This is a genomic window from Acidovorax sp. WCS2018Noco2-16 (assembly GCF_031843945.1).
Lineage (GTDB): Bacteria > Pseudomonadota > Gammaproteobacteria > Burkholderiales > Burkholderiaceae_C > Paracidovorax.
Window position 1 is genome coordinate 188,099 of record NZ_JAVTJJ010000001.1, and the last position, 18,484, is coordinate 206,582.

At 66.1% G+C, this 18,484-nt stretch carries 18 protein-coding genes; 8 read left to right on the top strand and 10 right to left on the bottom strand.

The window, feature by feature from the left end; translation table 11 throughout:
* The first annotated feature begins 20 nt into the window (after window positions 1-20).
* A complete protein-coding gene (locus RQI28_RS00855; protein ID WP_311220711.1) occupies window positions 21-1,658 on the top strand; it encodes a sigma 54-interacting transcriptional regulator in 1,638 nt (545 codons plus the stop codon).
* Window positions 1,659-1,824: 166 nt separating this feature from the next.
* Here the strand turns inward: RQI28_RS00855 and RQI28_RS00860 are convergent, their stop codons facing one another.
* Genes RQI28_RS00860 through RQI28_RS00885 form a run of 6 tightly spaced genes read right to left on the bottom strand, consistent with a single transcriptional unit; the run spans window position 1,825 to window position 7,346 of the window.
* Entirely contained in the window at window positions 1,825-3,780 is a 1,956-nt protein-coding gene (locus tag RQI28_RS00860) for a response regulator (RefSeq protein WP_311220713.1), read from the bottom strand.
* Window positions 3,781-3,800: 20 nt separating this feature from the next.
* Window positions 3,801-4,712 (bottom strand): sensor histidine kinase, encoded by a 912-nt coding sequence (locus RQI28_RS00865; RefSeq protein ID WP_404976849.1) that lies wholly within the window; start codon window positions 4,710-4,712, stop codon window positions 3,801-3,803.
* The gene (locus tag RQI28_RS00870; protein WP_311220714.1) at window positions 4,709-5,725 is read right to left on the bottom strand and encodes an ATP-binding protein; all 1,017 of its coding nucleotides are present in this window, start codon (window positions 5,723-5,725) and stop codon (window positions 4,709-4,711) included. Before RQI28_RS00870 ends, RQI28_RS00865 begins: the two co-directional genes overlap by 4 nt.
* Window positions 5,716-6,120, bottom strand: coding sequence for an anti-sigma regulatory factor (locus tag RQI28_RS00875; protein WP_311220715.1), 405 nt, complete (start codon window positions 6,118-6,120; stop codon window positions 5,716-5,718). Before RQI28_RS00875 ends, RQI28_RS00870 begins: the two co-directional genes overlap by 10 nt.
* Entirely contained in the window at window positions 6,110-6,484 is a 375-nt protein-coding gene (locus RQI28_RS00880) for an STAS domain-containing protein (protein WP_311220716.1), read from the bottom strand. Before RQI28_RS00880 ends, RQI28_RS00875 begins: the two co-directional genes overlap by 11 nt.
* Before the next feature lie 19 nt (window positions 6,485-6,503).
* Window positions 6,504-7,346 carry an STAS domain-containing protein gene (locus RQI28_RS00885; RefSeq protein ID WP_311220717.1) on the bottom strand — a complete coding sequence of 281 codons (843 nt, stop codon included), beginning with the start codon at window positions 7,344-7,346 and terminating at the stop codon, window positions 6,504-6,506.
* A 273-nt stretch (window positions 7,347-7,619) separates the two neighbouring features.
* Here RQI28_RS00885 and RQI28_RS00890 point away from each other — a divergent pair, with 273 nt between their 5' ends.
* Entirely contained in the window at window positions 7,620-8,153 is a 534-nt protein-coding gene (locus RQI28_RS00890; RefSeq protein WP_311220718.1) for a hypothetical protein, read from the top strand.
* A gap of 94 nt (window positions 8,154-8,247) precedes the next feature.
* Here RQI28_RS00890 and RQI28_RS00895 read toward each other — a convergent pair whose 3' ends face one another.
* The 4 genes from RQI28_RS00895 to RQI28_RS00910 form a co-directional block, all read right to left on the bottom strand.
* Window positions 8,248-8,406: a DUF3309 family protein gene (locus tag RQI28_RS00895; RefSeq protein ID WP_092939462.1), complete on the bottom strand. Its 159-nt coding sequence runs from the start codon at window positions 8,404-8,406 to the stop codon at window positions 8,248-8,250.
* A gap of 318 nt (window positions 8,407-8,724) precedes the next feature.
* Entirely contained in the window at window positions 8,725-10,560 is a 1,836-nt protein-coding gene (locus RQI28_RS00900) for an ABC transporter ATP-binding protein (RefSeq protein WP_311221531.1), read from the bottom strand.
* 77 nt (window positions 10,561-10,637) lie between these two features.
* Window positions 10,638-11,339, bottom strand: coding sequence for a hypothetical protein (locus RQI28_RS00905; RefSeq protein ID WP_311220720.1), 702 nt, complete (start codon window positions 11,337-11,339; stop codon window positions 10,638-10,640).
* A 66-nt stretch (window positions 11,340-11,405) separates the two neighbouring features.
* Window positions 11,406-11,876, bottom strand: a complete 471-nt coding sequence (locus tag RQI28_RS00910) for a CopD family protein (protein WP_311220721.1) — start codon at window positions 11,874-11,876, stop codon at window positions 11,406-11,408.
* A gap of 161 nt (window positions 11,877-12,037) precedes the next feature.
* Between RQI28_RS00910 and RQI28_RS00915 the strand changes: the two genes are divergently transcribed.
* From RQI28_RS00915 to RQI28_RS00935, 6 genes are all read left to right on the top strand, one after another.
* Complete coding sequence (locus RQI28_RS00915) at window positions 12,038-13,375, top strand: sigma-70 family RNA polymerase sigma factor (RefSeq protein ID WP_311220722.1); 1,338 nt, start codon at window positions 12,038-12,040, stop codon at window positions 13,373-13,375.
* An 87-nt stretch (window positions 13,376-13,462) separates the two neighbouring features.
* Window positions 13,463-15,604, top strand: a complete 2,142-nt coding sequence (locus RQI28_RS00920; protein ID WP_404976848.1) for a TonB-dependent siderophore receptor — start codon at window positions 13,463-13,465, stop codon at window positions 15,602-15,604.
* A gap of 21 nt (window positions 15,605-15,625) precedes the next feature.
* Window positions 15,626-15,841 (top strand): hypothetical protein, encoded by a 216-nt coding sequence (locus RQI28_RS19690; protein WP_404976847.1) that lies wholly within the window; start codon window positions 15,626-15,628, stop codon window positions 15,839-15,841.
* A gap of 183 nt (window positions 15,842-16,024) precedes the next feature.
* A complete protein-coding gene (locus RQI28_RS00925) occupies window positions 16,025-16,321 on the top strand; it encodes an iron uptake protein (protein ID WP_311220723.1) in 297 nt (98 codons plus the stop codon).
* A gap of 22 nt (window positions 16,322-16,343) precedes the next feature.
* Complete coding sequence (locus RQI28_RS00930) at window positions 16,344-18,056, top strand: PepSY-associated TM helix domain-containing protein (RefSeq protein ID WP_311220724.1); 1,713 nt, start codon at window positions 16,344-16,346, stop codon at window positions 18,054-18,056.
* Window positions 18,049-18,396 carry a DUF3325 domain-containing protein gene (locus RQI28_RS00935; RefSeq protein WP_311220725.1) on the top strand — a complete coding sequence of 116 codons (348 nt, stop codon included), beginning with the start codon at window positions 18,049-18,051 and terminating at the stop codon, window positions 18,394-18,396. The genes RQI28_RS00930 and RQI28_RS00935 overlap by 8 nt, the downstream gene beginning before the upstream one ends.
* Window positions 18,397-18,484: the final 88 nt, after the last annotated feature.

The following is an 18,484-nucleotide window of genomic DNA, read 5'->3' on the forward strand; positions in this document are numbered from 1 at the left end:
TCCCCGACGTTGACCCCGAGATGGCACAAGTACCTCTATCCGTACAACCGGGCGCGAGCAACCGAGACGAGCCGACCTGGCGCGAACAGGAACAGCTGCTGCTGGGCGAGGTCATGCGCCTGGTGGGAAAGAGTCTTGCGCCGCATGTGGTGCTGCGTGAAATGCTCCACTTGATGTCAGAGCTCCTCGGGCTCAATCGTGGCCGGATCGTTCTGTCCAATGCGCTCGATGACGGCATGGAGCGGCCGGTCGATGCAGGAGAGGGCGCCTCCATCCGGTATGCCTACGGTCTGACCCAGGCCGAGATGGCTCGCGGCACCTATGCCGCCGGGGAGGGCATTACCGGCGCTGTATTGGCCACAGGTCAGCCCAGCATCGTGCAGGACATCGACGCTGACACCCGTTTTCTCGTCAGATCAGTCGAGCGCGCCCAGTTGCCTCAGGAGACGGTGGCCTTCATTGCGGTGCCCATCGATCTTGGGCGCAAGACGGTCGGTGTGCTCGCTGCGCATCGCATCCGTCGCCGCAATCGTGCGATCAGCGAGGACGTCGCGGTCATGAAGCTGCTGGCCACGCTGGCAGGCCAGATTCTGCAATTGCGCCAATTGGTGGCAGCGCAGACACAAGCGCTCGAGAGCCAGAACGAAATGCTGAGCAGGGCGCTGGAATCTGCGACGGCGCGCTACGGCATCATCGGCCGATCGCCGGTCTTGTTGCGGGCGCTGCAGGAATTGGAGCGGGTATCGCGAGCCACGGCCAGCGTGCTGCTGCTGGGTGAATCGGGCACGGGCAAGGAACTGTTCGCCCGTGCGCTTCACCTGGCCAGCGACCGTCATGATGGCCCCTTCATCAAGGTGAACTGCGCCGCCATTCCCGAGACGCTTTTCGAGTCTGAACTCTTCGGCTACGAGAAGGGCGCATTCAGTGGTGCGTCTTCTTCCCGCGCCGGTTGGTTCGAGCAGGCTCACCAGGGCACCATCTTCCTCGACGAGATCGGAGAAATGCCGCTGGCCATGCAGGTCAAACTGCTGCGTACCCTGCAGGAGGGCACGATCATTCGCCTGGGCGGCCAGCGAGAGATCTTCATCAACGTCCGGGTGGTGGCGGCAACGAATCGCGATCTGGCGACCGAGGTCGAGAAAAAGAACTTTCGCCAGGACTTGTTTTATCGCTTGAACGTGATTCCCATCCGCCTGCCGTCGTTGTCGGAGCGGCGGGAAGACATACGTCCGCTGGCCATGCATTTTCTCAACAAGACCAACCAGCAGAACCAGCGCAACGTGCATTTCACGGCGCAGGCGCTGGAAGCCCTGGAGCAGCAGGCCTGGCCGGGCAATATCCGGGAATTGGCAAATGTCATCGAGCGAACCGTGCTGCTGACCGACCAGACAACGGTGTCCCGCAAGGAGTTGGAAAACTGGCTGCCCGACGCCAAGAAAGTGATGCCGGACGCTGTTGAAAAAAGTGTGCCTGCGCAGGCGCCTCGCATGCACGGCATGCCACTCGTCCGGGAGTACCTGTCGCGCAGCTCCCATGACGAAAGCGAACTGCGCCAGGCCATGCACCTGCACGGCGGAAACCAGACGCGGGCGGCACTGTCACTCGGGCTCACGCCCAGGCAGTTTGCGTATCGCTGGAAGCGCCTGGCTGATCGCTAGGCATCGACTTCAGACAGTATTGTTTGCTATAAATATTATAGCTAACAGCGCTTTATACACGGGCGCTAAGGCCATATTTCATGCTTAAAATTGACCCGCTTTGGCTCCAGCGCCTGCTCCGGCGCCTGTTCCAGACCGGCATCGCGCGGCACCATCCGCCGCGCCCTCAGGCCAGCAATTGCAGCAGCAAATGTGGCTGCAGCGGTTTGCCCAGATGCGCATCGAACCCCGCCGCCAGCGCGCGCGCCCGGTCTTGCGGCCTGGCGAAGGCGGTAAGCGCTACCGAGCGCAGGCGCGGCGCACGCCCAGCGGCCGACTCCCGCTCCCGAATGGCGGCGATCAGCTGGTAGCCGTCCTTGCCCGGCAGGCCGATGTCGCTCACCAGCAAATCGGGCCACTGGCGGTCGATCTCTTGCAGCGCTGCGTCGTAGTTGTCCACCGCGCGCACGCGGGCGCCCTGGTCGGTGAGGACGATGCCCAGCATCTCGCTGGTGTCGGCGTTGTCTTCCACCACCAGGATGTCCTTGCCTTGGAGGCGTGGGCCAGCGGTGCTTTCCGGGACCGCTGCGGGGTCGGTGCCTGCGGTCAGTAGTTGCTCGTCAGGGGCGACATGCAGGTGGGCGGTCATGGTGGTGCCGTGGCCCAGCCCTGCGCTGGTCGCCTGGATGGAGCCGCCGTGCAGCTCGACCAGGTGCTTGACGATGGACAACCCCAGGCCCAAGCCACCATGAGTGCGGTTGTTGGGCGGTCCGCTCTGGGTAAAGCGCCCGAAGAGGTGAGGCAAGAACTCCGGGGCGATGCCCATGCCCTCGTCCTGCACGATCACCGAGAGGTCGTCGCCTTCACGCGCGAGGGCGATGCGCACGGTGCTGCCGGCTTCAGAAAACTTGATGGAATTGGTGACCAGGTTCCAGATGATCTGCTGAAAGCGCGTGACGTCCAGCCAGGCGGGGGTACCCGCGTTGTGGCGTTCCAGAACGATAGACACCTTCTTGGCGTCGGCTGTTTCGCGCACGGCGTCCAGCGAGATTAGCGCCAGCTCCACCGGGTCGGCCCATTCGCGATGCAGGCGCAGCTTGCCCGATGCAAGGCGCGACACGTCGAGGATGTCCGAGATGATGCGGCTTTGCGCCTGCACGCCGCGCTCGATGGCGCTGATGCCGCGCGCCAGCATGTCGGCGCTGACGCCCGGGCGCTTGAGCATGTGCGCCCAGCCGGTGATGAGCGTCAGCGGCGTGCGCAGCTCGTGCGACAGCACGGCGACGAAGTCGTCCTTGGTGCGGCTGTGGCGCTCGGCCAGCACACGGGCGGCTTGCTCGCGCTCCAGCACTTCCTCGCGGCGGCGCTCGAATTCGATGCGTTCTGACAAGTCCTTGGCGATGCCGATGCGTACACCCGGCTCCACGTGGTCGGACATGCTCCAGTCCAGCAGCAGCTCTTGTCCGTCGGCGCGCAGCAGGGGCAACTCGCCATGCCAGGCGCTGGCTGTGGGTGCGGTGGTGCGCTCGCGCACGAATTCTTGCCAGGCGGGTGAGGCAAGCTCGGCGATCGCCGTGCCGATAAGCGCGTTGCGCGAGCGCTGAAACAGGGCGGCGGCTGCGGGGTTCACGTCGGTGAACTGGCCACGCTCGTCGATCAGCATCATGGCAACCGGCGCGTGGTCGTAGATGGCGCTGAAGCGGGTCTGGCTGCTGCGCAGCCGGTCTTCGGCCATGCGTGCGCGGATCAGCGCCTGCAGCGTGGCGATGAGCAAGGGCGGCTCGACTGGATGCACCATGTATGCGTCGGCGCCGGCGTTCAGCCCGGCCACGCGGTGTTCGCTTTGCACGTAGGCGGCCGACAGGTGAACGATGGGAATCAGGCTGGTACGGGCGTTACCGCGCAGCGCACGGCAGACGTCGAAACCGCTCATGTCGGGCAAGTGCACGTCCAGCACCACGGCGGCCACGCCGCCGGAAGCCTTGGCGATGGCTGTGCCGCCGCTGTCGGCCTCCTCGGTGAGGAAGCCTGCAGCACGTACGACCCGTGTGGTGGAGTAGCGCGTGGCCGGGTTGTCGTCCACGATCAGCACGGTATGCCGACTGCGGTCGATGGTGGGAGCGATGATTCCAGAAAGCGGCATGCGTTCAGTTCCTGTGGGCGTCACGCGCCTTCTTGGGGGCCGTGGGCAGCAGGCGCGGGTTCCGCTTCGCTGTCGGCGGGCACCACGCGCACGGGCACCGTTACCGCGAATTCCGATCCCTGTCCCACCGTGCTGGTCACTGTGACGGTGCCGCCCAGCAGCGTGGCAAGCTGCCGCGACAGCGCCAGGCCCAGGCCCGAGCCGCGCAGCCGCTTCTGGATGGGCGAGCCTACCTGCGAGAAGTCGCTGAACAGCGAGTTCAGATGTTCCGGGGCAATGCCGATACCGGTGTCCGTCACGCCAAAGCGCACTTGGTCGCTGCCCTCCAGCCGCACCGACACGCGCACTTCGCCTTGCGGCGTGAACTTGAGCGCATTGGAGATGAAGTTGCGCAGGATCTGCGAGAGCTTGCGGTCATCGGTGTACAGGCGCGGCAGCCCCTCGGCCTCTTCGAACACCAGGTTCAGGCGGTCGTTGTCGAGCACCGGCTTGAACATGCCGCGCAGTGCGGAAAAAAGATCGACCATCTCGAACCATTCGGGCGAGATTTCCAGCCTTCCGGCCTCAATGCGGGCCAGGTCCAGCAGGTCGTCCACCATGTCGGCGAATTCTTCGGCTGTGCTCTGCACGAAGCGCACCTGCACTTCCTGCTCATGGGTCAGCGGGCCGTCCACCCGGTCGATCAACAGCCGCGTGATGCTGCGGATGGCGCCAATGGGCGTGCGGAACTCATGGCTCATGTACGACAGGAACCGGCTCTTGAGCTCGGTGGCCTGCTTCAGCTGCAAGGCCTGCTCGTCAAGTTCGGCATACAGCGCAACCACGCCCCGGTTGGTTTCTTCCAGCTCGGCGCGCAGGGCGTCGGCATCGGCACGGCTTTGCGCTAACTGGGCGCGCAGCTCGTGCAGGTCGTTCACATCGGTGTCGGTCACTCCGGCTCCTCTTGTTTCAGCACCACCACGGTGGCGTCGTCGCGCCCGCGCAGGTAAGTCCAGGCCAGGGCCGCAGCCAGCAGGGTAGGGTCGCGTGGCATCAGTGAGGCCAGCGCCGCGGCGGGCCATCGAGACGCGATTCCGTCGGTATGCACCAGCGCCAGGGCGTGGGGGGGCCATTCCTGCTTGCTGGCTTCGGCGCGGCGCAACTGCACCCCGGCCGTGCCGTGCGGAGTGAGCATGCTCTTGTCGAACACACCCGACATCACGCGGCCTAGGATGTTGCCGGCGCCGGCATACTGCAGCGCTTCGCCCTGCATAGCGAGCAGCATGAAAATGGCGGCACCGCGCGTGCCCTGCAGGCTCTGGTGCAGCTTTTGCACCAGCGTCGGCAACGCGGTGAAAGGTTCCTTGGCGAAAGCCCCCAGGGCCGCGTTCGATGCGGCTGCAGCGTCAGGGCCGTGACCCAGCCCATCACTGACGAGCAAGGCAATGTCGTGCGCGCCGTCGATGGCCAGTGCCCATCCATCGCCGCATACGGTCTCGCCCGGGGCAGCCAGCTGCACGGCACCCAGCCGTCTGGTGATGGGCGACTGCGCCGCGGCGGCGGGGCGAATGCGTGCCAGCACCAGCGTGCCGGCAGGCGTGGAATGCACGTCGAAGTCGCTGGCCATGCGGCGCACGGCGCCCAGGCCGGTGCCGGGCGAGCCGGAACCGGTGGATACGCCGTCGGTCAGCGATCGCTGCACGTCAGACATGCCGGGGCCCTTGTCCAGCGCGATCACTTCCACCTCTTGCCACACAGGCTTGAAGGCGATCCACAGCTGGCCCTGCTGGGCGTGCCGCGTCAGGTTGGAGCCGAGTTCGGTGACGATGAGCGACAGGCGCCCCGCGTCCACGTCGCTCCAACCCCAGTCCGCGATGGACTGCGCGCAGTAGCGGCGCGCCTCGCCTACGCAGCTGGCGTCGGTGACGGGGATGCTGCGGTGCGTCCAGCCAGTGATCACTTCCACTTGGTAATGCTCACGCAGGTGCCCTTGCCGGGGGCGGAGTCGATGGCAAATTCATTCACCAGCCGCTTGCTGCCGGGCAGACCCAGGCCCATGCCGGATTTGGAGGTGTAGCCGTCGGTCATGGCCATGCCGATATCGGTAATGCCGGGGCCGTCGTCTTCGAAATGCAGGCGCAGCCCCTGGCGCGCGCCGGCTTCGACCAGCTCCCAGCGCATGCGGCCACCGCCGCCGTGGATCAAGGTGTTGCGCGACAGCTCGCTGGCGGCCGTGACCATCTTGGTCTGATCCACCAGAGAGAGCTTGAGCGACTGGCACAGGGTGCGCACCGTCTGTCGGCTGATGACGATGTGCTGCTCGGATTCGAGGGGCAGCGTCCCGGTGCGGTCAGCGGACACCGCTGGCCTCCGCCTCGCTGCGGCGAAGAAGCGCCATGCCGCGCTCCACGTTCAGGGCGGTCTTCACGCCGTCGAGTGAAAGCCCCAGTTCGACCAGCGTGATGGCAACAGCCGGCTGCATGCCCACCACCACCGTGGTGGCCGACAGGATGCGGGCGATGCCCGAAATGCTGGCCAGCATGCGGCCCACGAAGGAATCGACGATCTCCAGCGCCGAGATGTCGATCATCACGCCGCTGGCGCCAGTCTTGGCGATGCGCTCGGCCAAGTCGTCTTGCAGCGCCATGGCGGTCTGGTCCTGCATGTCGACCTGAATGGTCACCAGCAGGGTCTGGCCCATGCGCAGAATGGGAATGCGGTCCATCGTGTGTCCGTTCCTGGCGTCAGTCGACACGGCGGGCCACTTGCCAGCCGGTGCGGTGCAGCGCCAGGCGCAGTGCGTCGGCCAGCGTGGCCTTGGTGCCAATGCCGTCCAGGTCGATGCCCAGGTGCACGATGGTCTGCGCGATCTGCGGGCGGATGCCGCTGATGATGCAGTCCGCGCCCATCAGGCGAATGGCGGTGACGGTTTTCAGCAGATGCTGCGCGACCAGCGTGTCCACGGTGGGCACGCCGGTGATGTCGATGATGGCGAGCTCTGCCTCGGTTTCGACGATGCGCTGCAGCAGCGTTTCCATCACCACCTGGGTGCGGTTGCTGTCCAGCGTGCCGATCATGGGCACGGCCAGCACGCCGTCCCAGAGCTTGACCACGGGGGTGGACAGCTCCAGCAATTCTTCTTGCTGGCGGATGATGATTGCTTCACGCACCTGTTGAAAGCTGGTGATCGTGTGCTGGGCCATGCTGTCCACCAGCACCGTCGCGGACCAGATCGCCTCGATCAGCGCCGGCGGATCGGCCAGCAATCGTTTTTGCAGCGCGGTGAAAAGCGGTCGCTTGAGCGCCAGCACGAACACGCTGGTGGAGCCAGCGCTCTGGCCCTGTGCGGCCCGCGAGCGGGAGAAATCGCTCAACACCTGCTGCACCGCCGCCCATTCGCGACCACCGAACTGACCAGGATTGGCGCCAGCCTGCAGCGCGGCGCTGAGCGCGGTAAGGATTTGCGCTCCTTCGGTCTGTGCGGTGCGGCCCAGGCTCGGGTCGCCGGCGCGGGCTTCGTCGAGCCACAGCTGCAGCAATGCGGCGGAGTCCTCGTCGCGCAGGATGTCTTGAATAGGGGTGGTCATAAGCAAAAAATGAGAAAAAGTGGGGGCCGGCGGCTCCGTCAAGACCGCGTCTGGGCGACGCTGGAGCGGGGCTTGCCTTGCCTATCGAGATGCGCCAGATTATTGTAGGGCGCGTAACCAGGCGTTTCAGAGCTGCTGGGCACGCAAAAATGGGCGGACAAACCCTTTCTGTTCTCCAGAGTGGAAACCGCGCAATCTCCTAAGCTGGCTCTGATGCGCATGCGCCGATTTCGGTGCGAAGCGCCCCACCGCTTTTGGGGGAGACCCAGCGCCATGACACCTTTGATTTCCGGCATCGCCTCAGTGGCTTCCATGCTGTTCAACGCCAGAAACGCGTCGGCACGGGCAGCATCGGCCGCCGAGCCCCCTCCGGCCCAACCAGTACCTTCCGCCCGGGTCACCTTGAGCGCCCAGGCGCAGGCCACGCTGCGTGCAGCCGGGCAGGGCGTGCGTGCCGACGCGCTGCCAGCCGGCATCACGGCGGCCGATGCGCAGCGGTCGGTGTCCACGCAGGACTTTCGCAAACTGTTGAGCGAATTCGGTGCGACCGAGGAGGAGCAGGCCGCCCTCACGGCGAGCTTCGATGCGGATAGCAACGGCAGCGTCAGCGCCAATGAATTCTTGCAAGGCTTGGCGCGCGCTACCGGCCCGGCTGGCGCGCAGGGCGGGCCGCAAGGCGAGGCATTCACGCAGTCGTTATTGAAGCTGGTCGATCGCAAAGGTGAGGCGAACGGCGTCGTGAGCCAGTCCGAACTGGCCGGGCTCACCACGGCGTTCGCCGGTGCGCAGGCGATGCGGCGGGCATAACGCCCACTCGCAGCGGGCGCCCAACGCAAAAACGGCGCCGACGGCGCCGCTTGACTGCTGTCGGTGCGGCCAAGGCCGCCCCGCAGAAGTTGCATCAGATCCTGCCCATCAGCAGCAGAACCAGCAGGATCACCACTACCAGGCCGATGCCGCCGCTGGGACCGTAACCCCACGAACGGCTGTGTCCCCAAGTCGGCAGCACACCCACCAGGATGAGGATCAAGATGATGAGCAGCAGCAGAGAAATCGACATGGTTGGTTTCCTTCGTTGTTGTGATTGAGCCCGCTGCCGGTTTGACCAGTGCGGGGTGGCGACATGCCTGGGTGCATTGTTGAAGGGGGGTAGCCGTCGGTTCGCAGGCGGCGCACCGACGCGCGTGTCATCCATTGCCGACAGCGCGCGGGCTTGCATTTGATGTTGTAAGCCATCGAGTGCTATCTAATTGATAGCTGATAGCGCTTGATGGGTAAGCGCTAGAGGCCTTTTTTATGAATCTGTGCGCAGCGGCAGCGGCAGTAGCCGGCCGGGGCGGGGCGGCGCGCTGGTCCCCGGTGCCAGACCCGCCGCGTCTCAGTCGTCTTCCGTCTCGCCCAGAAAGCCGCCGCTCTGGTGGCCCCACAGGCGCGCATACACGCCGCCGCTGGCCAGCAGTTGCGCGTGCGTGCCTTCTTCGATGATGCGGCCGGCGTCCAGCACGATCAGCCGGTCCATTGCCGCGATGGTGGAGAGTCGGTGGGCGATGGCGATCACCGTCTTGCCCTGCATCAGGCCGTCCAGGCTTTGCTGGATGGCGGCCTCCACTTCAGAGTCGAGCGCGCTGGTCGCTTCGTCCAGCAGCAGGATGGGCGCGTCCTTCAGCATCACGCGGGCGATGGCCACGCGCTGACGCTGGCCGCCCGACAGCTTCACGCCGCGCTCGCCCACCTGGGCGTCGTAGCCGCTGCGGCCTTGCAGGTCGGTCAGCGTGTCGATGAAGTCCGTGGCCTCCGCGCGTCGGGCGGCGGTGTGCAGATCGGCTTCGTTGGCATCGGGGCGGCCGTAGAGGATGTTGTCGCGCATGGAGCGGTGCAGCAAAGACGTATCTTGCGTGACCATGCCGATGTGCTGGCGCAGGCTGTCCTGCGTGACGTGGGCGATGTCCTGCCCGTCGATCAGCACGCGGCCGGCTTGCACGTCGTGAAAGCGCAGCAGCAGGTTCACCAGCGTGGACTTGCCTGCGCCGGATCGGCCGATGAGCCCGATCTTCTCGCCAGGTTGGATGGTCAGGTTCAGGTTGTCGATGACCGGGCGGCTGTCCTGGTAGCCGAAGCGCACGTTGTCAAAGCGCACCTCGCCGCGCGTGACCTGCAGCGGGCGCGCATCGGGCGCGTCCAGCACCGTGCGGGGCTTGGTCAGCGTGTTGATGCCGTCCTGAATGGTGCCCACGCTCTCGAACAGTGTCGTCATCTCCCACATCACCCAGTGTGCGTGACCCGACACGCGCAGCGCCATGGCCGTGACGGCCGCCACCGCGCCGGCGCCCACCTGGCCCTGCGACCACAGCCACAGCGCGGTGCCACAGGCGCCCAGAATCATGCCCACCACCAGGATGTGGTTGACGATCTCGAAGTGGCTCACCAGCCGCATCTGCGCGTAGCCCGTGACCTTGAAAGCGTCCATGGCCGAGCGGGCGAATTCCGCCTCGCGCCGCGTGTGCGAGAAGAGCTTGACGGTGGCGATGTTGGTGTACGCGTCGGTGATGCGCCCGGTCATCACCGAACGGGCATCGGCCTGCGCCTTGCCCACCTTGCCCAGCCGGGGCACGAAGTACCAGCAGGCGAGGCCATAGCAGACGATCCACACCAGAAACGGCAGCAGCAGCCGCACTTCAAAGCCGGCCGCCAGCAGCAAGATGGTGAACAGGTACACGCCCATGCCGATCATCACGTCGGTGGTGGTGAAGATCATGTCGCGCACGGCCAGCGCCGTCTGCATGATCTTGGTGGTGATGCGGCCGGCGAATTCGTCGGCGTAGAACGCCATGCTCTGGCCCAGCATCAGCCGGTGGTAGTTCCAGCGCAGGCGCAGCGGAAAGTTGATGGCCAGCGTTTGGTGCTTCACGCTGGTCTGCACGGCCACCAGCAGGATGCTGGCGATCAGCATGCCGACGATCCAGGTCAGCAGCGGGCCGCGCTCTTGCCAGAACTGCGCGGGCGGCGTGTCGCTGATCCAGTCCACCAACTGGCCCAGCACTGCGAACAGCAGCGCCTCGTACACCGCGATGGCGGCCGACAGCCCGGCCATGGTCGCCACATGCCCGCGCACGCCGCGCGTGCCGGCCCACACGAAGGCCATGAAGTCTTTGGGCGGCACGGCGGGCTCGCCAGCGGGGTAGGGGGGAACGCGGTTTTCGAAGAAGCGGAACAGCACGGTGCGAGAACTCCTGGGCAACCGGCGATGTTACGGCCCGCTGCCGCGCCTTGCCCGCTGCTTGAGCGAAAGCCCTATGGCATGGCAGCAGGTCCGCTGGCCTGCGCCGGGTACACCACGGTGATGCGCGGCACGGCCTTCACGCCCGGCTGGCGCGCCAGAAAGTCGGCCAGAAAGCCCGTCAGGCTTTTCTCGCACAGCGCCACCACGGCGGGCTCGGCCGCCATGGCAATGCCTTGCGCCTGGGCGCGGCGGGCGGCTTCTTCCTGCAGGCGGATGACGGCGGATTTTTCATCGGTCAGCAGGCCGCCGGACAAAACGCGGTGGCGTAGCTGGCTCACGGCCGGCGTGGCAACCAGCGCGGGCCGGGCCAGGTGTACTTCCAGGCCCTGGGGCGTGTCTTTCAGCGCGTAGCTGCCCGGGCGCAGGTCGTAGCCAAAGGCGTATTCGGCGGTGTACCAAACCGCAACCACGCCGGTGGAAGCCAGGCCCAGCACCGACTTTTCCACGATCTGCGTGGCGCCTTCTTCGCGCACCACGGTGGCCGTCAGCAGTTTCATCTGCTCGGCCAGCGTGTTCTGGCCGGCGGTCAGGTAGGTGGTGTAGCGGGTGTAGCCCAGCAACTGGTCGCTGGTGGTTACCACCTGCCGCTGCAGCGCCGTCACCTCGCCCTGCGCCGCCCGCAGCCGCGACTGCACCCACCAGCCGCCCGCCAAAGCGGCGAGCAGGGCCAGCGCCAAGGCAACGACCAGGGCGGATGCGTAACGGGGTCTCATCGTCGTTATGCTACTGTTTTAATAGCTGTTAGCGCTTGATGGATAAGCGCTAGAGGCCATTTTGGCTTAAAGAGGGATGACGGCGACCGCCACGGTCGCCACGCCCAGCGCCAGGTTCACACCCACCCAGGTGCGAATGGACGCCAGCGCCTTGCCGCCCGCCGCCCAGTCGCCCGCTTGCGTCGCCACGCGCAGCCGCTTGTACAGCGCAAAGCGGATGTGCCCGAAGATCGCGATCATCACCAGCCCGAGCGTGGCCATCACCGTCCACGACAGCGGCATGGCGAACGAGCCGCCTGCCTGCACCGTGGCCTTGGCCACGCGCCCGACCATCCACAGGCCCGACGCCAGCATCACCGCCGCGGCCACCGTCACCGCGCTGAAAAAGCGCTGCAGCACCGCCTGCATCAAGGGCACGCGGGCAGCAGGCTCCAGGGCCAGCGCGGCCGGCCGCAGAAAGAAATGCGCAAAGACCATGCCGCCGATCCAGACGATGGCGGCGAACAGGTGGGCGAGCTTGAGCAGGGCGTACAGCATGGGATGGTCTCGTTGTCGTGGGATGGGTGTGGGGTGGGTTGAAGAGTGCGTGCCGGCCAGGCCCACCCGGATTCTGGCGACGATAACAGCAGCCCATGCCTGTCTAGCAACATCCATCAATTGAGAATGATTCTCTTTATCGGGCGTATCATTCGGCGGCCATGCAACTGTCTGCCCCCTTCACCCGCGCGCTGCTCTCGGGCTTCGGCCACGCCTACCCCGATTTGCTGCGCATTGCTACGCGCAGCACCGGCAGCCGCGACGAGGCGCGCGAGCTGGTGCACGACACCTGGCTGCGGCTGGCCGAGCATGAACAGGGCACGGCGGCTGTGGAGGTTTTGGCGCAAGAAGGCGAAACCAGCCCGCGCGACGTGACGGCGTACCTGGCCGTCATGGCGCAGCACATGGCGGTGGACGCACAGCGCCGGCGCCAGAGGCACCTGCAGTTTGCCGACAGCGCGAAGGTGCAAGAGCAGATTACCCCGTCGCACACGCCCGACGTGGCCGACGCCGTGATGTACCGGCAGGCGTTGGCGGTGCTCGAATCCACGCTGGCCGACCTGCCCGAGCGCACGCGTTCGGCCTTCGTCGCGCACCGCGTGCATGGCGAAAAGCAACCCGACATCGCGCAGCAGCTGGGCGTGTCGCTCAACACCGTGGAGCGGGATTTGATTCAGGCCGGCGCCTGCATCGAGGATGCGTTGTTGCGCTGGCGCGGCGGCCCTGCAGGCGGCCATGGCGCCATTCGCACCGGCCGCCGGCGTAGCCTGGGCGCCTTGCTCGGGCTGGCGGGCATGGGCGTTGCCGGGACGGTCGGCTGGCACCAGTGGCAGGCGTGGCAGCACAGCCACGTGCAGTGGCAGGCGCAATGGCGCAACCCGCGCGGCCAGCAGACGCGGCACGTGCTGCCCGATGGCTCTTTGCTGCATCTGGACGCCGACAGCGAGGCGCGGGTGGCTTACTTTGCCGGGCGGCGCACGGTGCAGCTGCTGCGCGGCGCTGCGTTCTTTGAGGTGGCGCGCGACGAGAGCCGGCCTTTTTCCGTCAATGCGGCGGGCGCGCAGGTGACCGTGCTGGGCACGCGCTTCAGCGTGGATCTGCTGGACGCCGCCGCGCCGGCGCCCATCGTGTCGGTACAGGTGGAATCGGGCCGCGTGAGGGTGCAACCGCAAGGCGGAGCGCCCCGGGAATTGGGGGCGGGCGAAGGCGTGCGGCTGCAGGGCGACACCGTGCTCCCCATGAAAGCCGTTGCCGACGCCGCGCCCTGGCGTCAGGGCGAACTGGTATTTACCGGGCAACCGCTGGGCGAGGCACTGGCGCGCCTGTCGCGCTACGCGCCCTTCACGCTGGAGGCCACGCCGGCCGCAGCTGCGCTGCCGGTAAGCGGCCGCGTGCGCATCGCCCGTGCCAGCGCGTGGCTGCAGGCCCTGCCGCATGCGCTGCCTGTGCGGGTGGAGCCGCGCGCAGAGGGCGGCTGGCGTGTCGCCCGGTTGGGCTGATTCCACAGTTCCTCCTCTTTTTTTCAGGGTTTTGCGGGGCCAATCGTCCATTGCTTGGACCTTTGGAATTTCTCAGGACATCACTCCATGCAACCCCTTGCCCTCTCTTTCCGCCGCAGCCATGTCGCTCGAGCCGTCCTCTGTGTCGGCCTGGCCCTGCCAATGCAGGCCGTCATGGCCCAGCCCGCGCGCTTTGACATCGCTGCCCAGCCGCTGGCAACCGCGCTTGACCAGTTCGCCCGGCAAGCGGGCCTGCAACTTGTGTTCACGCCCTCGGTGGCGGCCGGCCGGCAGGCCCCCGCCGTGCAGGGCGAGCAGGACGTGCGCCAAGCGCTGGACGCGCTGCTGCAGGGCAGCGGACTGAGCGGCCGGGTGCACAACGGCACGCTGACGGTGCAGCCCATCGCAGCGGGCCAGCGCACGCTGTCTGAAGTGACGGTGCGGTCCAACCAACTGGGCGAGATCACAGAAAAGAGCGGCTCGTACACGCCCGGCGCCATCGCCACCGCCACGCGGCTGGTGCTGACGCCGCGCGAGACGCCGCAGTCCATCAGCGTCATCACGCGCCAGAAGATGGACGACTTCAACCTCACCAGCATCGACCAGGTGATGGAACAGACGACGGGCGTGAGCATCGTCACCTACGACAGCGAGCGGACGCAGTACTACTCGCGCGGCTTCGCCATCCAGAACTTCCAGTACGACGGCATTCCGATGATGCGGGACTCTGCCTATTCGGCCGGCAACACGCTGACCGACATGGCCATCTATGACCGCGTGGAGGTGCTGCGCGGTGCCACCGGCCTGCTGACCGGCAGCGGCGACCCCAGCGCGACGATCAACCTGATCCGCAAGAAGCCCACGCGCAACTTTGAAGGCCACGTGACGGCCAGCGCGGGCAGCTGGAGCAACTACCGAGGTGAGCTGGACCTGGGCGGCGCGCTGAACGAGTCCGGCAGCATCCGCGCGCGCGGCGTGGCCACCTACCAGGACAGGCAGTCGCACATGGACCGCTACGAGCGCCAGACCGGCGTGCTGTACGGCATTGTCGAGGCCGACCTGACGCCCCGCACGCTGCTGACAGTGGGTGCCGACAGGCAGGACAACAAGCCCACTGCATCGACCTGGGGCGGCATCTCGCTGCTCGACTCGAACGGCAACTTCAACCCCATGCCGCGCTCGTTCAACAACGGTGCCGATTGGAGCCACTGGGACCAGTACACCCGCACCACCTTCGCCACGCTGGAGCACAACTTCGACAGCGGCTGGGTGACCAAGCTGCAGCTCAATCACCAGATCAACGGGTATGACGCGGCCCTGGGCGCGGCCGCGGGCGGTTACCCCAACCCGGTGACCGGCGGCGGTGCCAGCCTGTGGCGCGGCAAGTACGTGGGACGCACCACCAGCGACGCGGGCGACCTGTATGCCAGTGGCCCGTTTTCGCTGCTGGGCCGCGAGCATGAGCTGGTGGTGGGTGGCAGCCTGGCAAAGCGCCGCTGGAAGAACACGGGTTACAACGTCAGTGACAATTCCGATGGCGCTGTCGGCAACTACTATCGATGGAACGGCGATTCGCCACAGCCTTACTGGGGCAGCGAACCCGGCTGGGCCGATGACGAAACCACGCACGAGAATGGGGTCTACACCACCGCGCGCTGGAACCTCCGCGACGACCTGAAGCTCATCACGGGCGGCCGCATCTCCAACTACAAGAACAGAGTGCAGCAGCAGGACGAAAAGAACGTGTTCACGCCGTACCTGGGCGCGGTGTACGACATCGACAAGCACTATTCGGTCTATGGCAGCTATTCCGGCATCTTCCGGCCCCAGTCCAACCAGGACGAGCAGGGCCGCACGCTCGACCCGCTGGAAGGCAAGAACCACGAGCTGGGCGTCAAGGCCTCGTTCCTCGACGGTCGCCTGAACGCCAGCGCCGCCGTCTTCCAGATGGTGCAGGACAACTACGCCGTCGCGAGCGGCGGGAAAACACCCAGCGGCAACGACGCCTACCGCGCTATTCAGGGCGTGAAGACCAAAGGCTGGGAGGCTGAGGTCTCTGGGCAGATCACGCCGGCATGGCAGGTGCAGGCTGGCTACTCGCACAACGTCTCAAGGCAGGACGGCACGCGTGTTTCCACGCTGACCCCGTCCAATCAGGTCAACCTATACACCAGCCACAAGCTCGGTGGTGGCCTGTCGGGCTTGACGCTGGGCGGCGGCGCGCGCTAGCAGGACAAGACCTGGGGCGACGTGGGGCTGCCGGCCGGCGGAACGACGGTGCACACGGTCAAGAGCTACTGGATGCTGGATGCGATGGCCCGCTATGAGTTCAGCAAGCAGCTGTCGGCCACGCTCAACATCAGGAACCTGCTGGACAAGAAGTACTACACGATCTTCAACTGGTACGGCACCTACACCTGGGGCGAGCCGCGCAGCGTTAACGTGAGCCTGACCTACAAGTTCTGACCCTCCCGGCGAGCCGGGTGTTTGAGATGCTATGTAATTAATAGCTTCCAGCGCTTATGGGATAAGCGCTGGATGGCTATTTCACTCATATTTCTGGCCGCTGCAGCGAACCCCCGTGGCCCGCTGGGTGAATGGACCCCGGTAGGCATAATGCAAATCAATCCCATCTTCCCGGAATTTTTCATGGCTACGAGTGCAGTCCCGCGCCTTCAGATCGTCTCGCGCATCGCCGCAGGCGTGTTGGGCGGCTATGCCTTCACCTGGGGCTTCATCGCGCTGTCGATCGGCCTGCTGTTCGCCGCGCGCATGGAGTTCCATGACGCCGAGGCGCTGGGCGTGATCGTGGGGTTTCTCGTCTTCCTGGTGGCGTTTCTGTGGGCCTTTTGTGCGGCCAGCGTGGCTCGCGTATGGCTGGTGCTGGCAGGCGGGGGCGCGCTGATGACCTGCGCAGCGTGGCTCGTGCAGCGCGCGATTCTTTGAACCGGCTTTAGGAAAGCTTTCGATGTTCAGTAATTTCCGGCTGTCCATGGCCTGGCTGCACACCTGGTTCGGCCTGGTGATGGGCTTTGTGCTGATGGTGGTGTTCTTCTTCGGCGCGCTGTCGGTGTTCGACCGCGAGATCGACCGCTGGGCCATCCCGCAAACCCGCTTCGAGCCGCAACCCATGCCGTCGTTCGACCGCATGCTGCAGCCCATCTTACAGGGGATGCAGCCCGATCCGGACAACATCGAACAAGCGAAGAGCCGTGTGAACGGCGCCATCGCCAAAGAGTTTCCGGTGGTGAGTAGCTGGGGTGCCTACACCACCCACCGCGATCCGGTGCTGGGCATCTTCGCCAGCTATGAGCTGCCCCACGCGAAGGATCCGGAGGACGTCGTCTGGGGTTCGCGCACCATCGACCCGCGCAACGGGCAGTTGCTGCCCAACGACCACCTGAAGATCGGCAGCCAGTTCTTCTACCCGCTGCACTACAGCCTGAATTTCAACTGGAAGAACCTGGGCACCTGGATCGTCGGCTTCGCCGCGCTGATCATGCTGGTGGCGCTGGTGAGCGGCGTAGTCATGCACCGCAAGATCTTCCGCGAACTGTTCACCTTCCGTCCGAAGAAGCACATGCAGCGCAGCGCGCTCGACCTGCACAACCTGACGGGCGTGGTGGCGCTGCCGTTTCACTTCATCTTCGCGTTCTCGGGCCTGGTGATCTTCGGCGGCACCTACTTTCCGATCACGCACACGCAGCTGGAGCCGCTGCATGAGCTGCACGAAAAGCACGAAGCCGCAGAAACCGGCCTGCCGCACGACCGCGCGGGCTTCGCCGCACCGCTGGCGTCGGTCGATGCGATGGTGGCCGAGGCGCAGCGCCGCTGGGCCGCATCGGGCAAGGCGGGTGACGTGGGCTTTCTGAACGTGCGCCACGTGGGCGACGCCAACGGCTACGTCAGCATCTACCGCGCCGGCACCGACCGCATCGCGTTGGTGGGCGACGGCATCCATTTCAAGGCGTCGACCGGTGACGTGCTGCGCGTTGATCCACCGCAGACGGCCGTAGCCAGCGTGAACACCTTCCTCACCGGCCTGCACCTGCAGCACTTCCGCCACTGGCTGCTGCGCTGGTTGTATGTGCTGGGCGGACTGGCGGGCTGCATCTGCATTGCCACCGGGTTCATCTTCTTTGTGGAAAAGCGCAAGCGCCAGCATGCCAAGCAGGGCAGCAGCGGCGCGCGCTGGGTCGATGCCTTCGCTGTCGCCACCGTCACCGGCATGCTGTTGGCCACGCTGTCCATGCTGATCGCCAACCGGCTGCTGCCCGCTGAAATGCCCACTGGCTGGGCCGGCAAGGGCACGTGGGAGCAGTACACCTTCTGGGCGGCCTGGGTGCTCGCCTTCCTGCACGGCATCTGGCGCACGGCGCCGGTGGCCCAGGCGCGCATGGCGCCTGCATGGCATGAGCAGTGCTGGGCCATCGCCGTGTTGGCAGTCGCGGCCGTGCTGCTGAATTGGGTGACCACGGGAGACCATCTGCTGCGCACCATCGGCGCGGGTTACTGGCCCGTGGCCGGCCTGGACCTGGCGATTCTGACCAGCGCCGCCATCGCCGTGCTCGCGGCGCGCAGGCTCAAGCGCCGAGCCGATGCCGCACCCCTGACCGATTCCCGGCCAGGCGCCGGGCGCCAGAGCGCTGCCGGCTGCCCACCGGAGACTGTCCGTGCCTGACGCGTTGCTGCTTACCCTGGCGCTGATCGCCAGCACCCTTGGCCTTGCGTGGCTGGCCTTGTCGATGGAAGTGCATTGGGAGCAGGTGCGCGGAGCTGGCGCAGCGCTGCCGCGTCGCACGGCGGTCGTCCTGCGTTGGCTGGGGGCGGTGGCACTCGTGGCATCGTTCGCCCTGTGCATCGCCGTGGACCATCCGTCGATGGCGTCCCTGGTCTGGTTCATGTCGCTGGCCGGTGGCGCGCTGGCCACTGCTTTCACGCTGACGTGGCGCGCGCATTGGCTGCGGCCCCTGGTGGCCTGGGTGGCCGGAGCCGGGCGGCAGCAAGACCGCAGCGCCTGATCCCTGCTGGCGAATGCCTGCGTGGTTTTTCCGCGTGGGCAGGGTGACTCGTCAGCTGGCGATGTAAATGCCGCTATCCTTGGTGCCT

Coding starts and splice junctions, on each gene's coding strand:
- RQI28_RS00855 (WP_311220711.1), top strand. CDS start 21: ATGGCACAAGTACCTCTATCCGTACAACCGGGCGCGAGCAACCGAGAC.
- RQI28_RS00860 (WP_311220713.1), bottom strand. CDS start 3,780: ATGCCGCTTTCTGGAATCATCGCTCCCACCATCGACCGCAGTCGGCAT.
- RQI28_RS00880 (WP_311220716.1), bottom strand. CDS start 6,484: ATGGACCGCATTCCCATTCTGCGCATGGGCCAGACCCTGCTGGTGACC.
- RQI28_RS00885 (WP_311220717.1), bottom strand. CDS start 7,346: ATGACCACCCCTATTCAAGACATCCTGCGCGACGAGGACTCCGCCGCA.
- RQI28_RS00890 (WP_311220718.1), top strand. CDS start 7,620: ATGACACCTTTGATTTCCGGCATCGCCTCAGTGGCTTCCATGCTGTTC.
- RQI28_RS00895 (WP_092939462.1), bottom strand. CDS start 8,406: ATGTCGATTTCTCTGCTGCTGCTCATCATCTTGATCCTCATCCTGGTG.
- RQI28_RS00905 (WP_311220720.1), bottom strand. CDS start 11,339: ATGAGACCCCGTTACGCATCCGCCCTGGTCGTTGCCTTGGCGCTGGCC.
- RQI28_RS00910 (WP_311220721.1), bottom strand. CDS start 11,876: ATGCTGTACGCCCTGCTCAAGCTCGCCCACCTGTTCGCCGCCATCGTC.
- RQI28_RS00915 (WP_311220722.1), top strand. CDS start 12,038: ATGCAACTGTCTGCCCCCTTCACCCGCGCGCTGCTCTCGGGCTTCGGC.
- RQI28_RS00920 (WP_404976848.1), top strand. CDS start 13,463: ATGCAACCCCTTGCCCTCTCTTTCCGCCGCAGCCATGTCGCTCGAGCC.
- RQI28_RS00925 (WP_311220723.1), top strand. CDS start 16,025: ATGGCTACGAGTGCAGTCCCGCGCCTTCAGATCGTCTCGCGCATCGCC.
- RQI28_RS00930 (WP_311220724.1), top strand. CDS start 16,344: ATGTTCAGTAATTTCCGGCTGTCCATGGCCTGGCTGCACACCTGGTTC.